The organism is Autumnicola edwardsiae, assembly GCF_031846505.1.
Lineage (GTDB): Bacteria > Bacteroidota > Bacteroidia > Flavobacteriales > Flavobacteriaceae > Autumnicola > Autumnicola edwardsiae.
On the sequence record NZ_JAVRHP010000198.1, the window covers coordinates 1 to 2,381 of the forward strand.

Genomic DNA, 2,381 nt, shown 5'->3' on the forward strand with positions numbered 1-2,381 from the left:
AGTTCATTGAGAGTAGGTACTGGAGTAAGGAAAACAGGAAGGAAAAAGAATAAAATTTTTCTTCAAAAAAGTTTGCCGGGAAAGAAAAAAGCGTTGTATATTTGCAGCCGCTTTTGAGGCAAACGAAAAAGCGCAGTTCTTATAAAAAGTAAAGCCTGCAGCAGCTTAAAATTTTTCAAAAAAACTTTAAAATAAAGTTTGGAGGTTAAAGAAAAAGAGTTGTATATTTGCACCCGCTTTGAGAATAAGCAAAGTTCATTAAAAGTACTGAAAAAGAGATTGCCAGACGGGGCAAAAGATAAGGGTTCGACTCCCTGGATTTCAACAACGAGAAGCTCTTTTGAGCACGAGGTTATCCTCACCCTTCGGGGGAGGTGCCAAAGGCGGAGGGGGCAAGTTCATTGACATATTGAATTGACAAGAAGTTTTATGGGAGTAATCCTGTAAAATGAGTAGCAAAGAATTAAGACTAGAAGAGTCATCTTTTGAGCTTTATTTTGTTCTAACCTTTCGGGGTTAGAGTGAAGAAACTTTTAATAGTTGTTAAGATATATAAGAAACAACGATGAAGAGTTTGATCCTGGCTCAGGATGAACGCTAGCGGCAGGCTTAACACATGCAAGTCGAGGGGTAACAGGTCTTCGGACGCTGACGACCGGCGCACGGGTGCGTAACGCGTATACAATCTACCGCTTACTGAGGGATAGCCCATGGAAACGTGGATTAATACCTCATGGTATTATTTAGTGGCATCATTAGATAATTAAAGGTTACGGTAAGCGATGAGTATGCGTCCTATTAGTTAGTTGGTGTGGTAACGGCATACCAAGACATCGATAGGTAGGGGTCCTGAGAGGGAGATCCCCCACACTGGTACTGAGACACGGACCAGACTCCTACGGGAGGCAGCAGTGAGGAATATTGGACAATGGGCGAGAGCCTGATCCAGCCATGCCGCGTGCAGGAAGACTGCCCTATGGGTTGTAAACTGCTTTTATACGGGAAGAACCACCCCTACGTGTAGGGGTTTGACGGTACCGTAAGAATAAGGATCGGCTAACTCCGTGCCAGCAGCCGCGGTAATACGGAGGATCCAAGCGTTATCCGGAATCATTGGGTTTAAAGGGTCCGTAGGCGGGTTTATAAGTCAGTGGTGAAAGTCTGCAGCTTAACTGTAGAACTGCCATTGATACTGTAGACCTTGAATTATTATGAAGTGGTTAGAATATGTAGTGTAGCGGTGAAATGCATAGATATTACATAGAATACCGATTGCGAAGGCAGATCACTAATAATAGATTGACGCTGATGGACGAAAGCGTAGGTAGCGAACAGGATTAGATACCCTGGTAGTCTACGCCGTAAACGATGGTTACTAGCTGTCCGGCCTAATTGAGGGCTGGGTGGTTAAGCGAAAGTGATAAGTAACCCACCTGGGGAGTACGTTCGCAAGAATGAAACTCAAAGGAATTGACGGGGGCCCGCACAAGCGGTGGAGCATGTGGTTTAATTCGATGATACGCGAGGAACCTTACCAGGGCTTAAATGTAGTCTGACAGGTCTGGAAACAGACTTTCCTTCGGGCAGATTACAAGGTGCTGCATGGTTGTCGTCAGCTCGTGCCGTGAGGTGTCAGGTTAAGTCCTATAACGAGCGCAACCCCTTTTGTTAGTTGCCAGCGGGTAATGCCGGGAACTCTAGCAAGACTGCCGGTGCAAACCGTGAGGAAGGTGGGGATGACGTCAAATCATCACGGCCCTTACGTCCTGGGCCACACACGTGCTACAATGGTAGGGACAGAGAGCAGCCACTACGCGAGTAGGAGCGAATCTATAAACCCTATCACAGTTCGGATCGGAGTCTGCAACTCGACTCCGTGAAGCTGGAATCGCTAGTAATCGCATATCAGCCATGATGCGGTGAATACGTTCCCGGGCCTTGTACACACCGCCCGTCAAGCCATGGAAGCTGGGGGTACCTGAAGTCCGTTACCGCAAGGAGCGGCCTAGGGTAAAACTGGTAACTGGGGCTAAGTCGTAACAAGGTAGCCGTACCGGAAGGTGCGGCTGGAACACCTCCTTTCTAGAGCAAAGTCTTTTACTTATAAAAGACATGCGCAATTGTTAAAGGGAAGTTCAAAAGGAAGTCCTTTTGGTCTTGATTTTTTGCTTGTCAATTTAATTATAAAATAGTGAAGAGTGAAGAGTGGATAGTTTGAAGTTGAAAGACTTTAAACCTAAAACTTTAAACTTAAAACTGTTTTAGGACAGTCTCATAGCTCAGCTGGTTAGAGCGCTACACTGATAATGTAGAGGTCGGCAGTTCGAGTCTGCCTGAGACTACAAACAAAGTACGAAGTACGAGGTTTGAAGTAAGAAGGT

At 45.7% G+C, this 2,381-nt stretch carries 1 tRNA gene and 1 rRNA gene; both read left to right on the top strand.

Features of this window, described 5'->3' with window-relative positions:
* Positions 1-562 precede the first annotated feature (562 nt).
* Positions 563-2,082: ribosomal RNA gene (locus RM529_RS16890) — 16S ribosomal RNA — on the top strand.
* Positions 2,083-2,268: 186 nt separating this feature from the next.
* Positions 2,269-2,342: transfer RNA gene (locus RM529_RS16895), tRNA-Ile, on the top strand.
* Positions 2,343-2,381 lie beyond the last annotated feature (39 nt).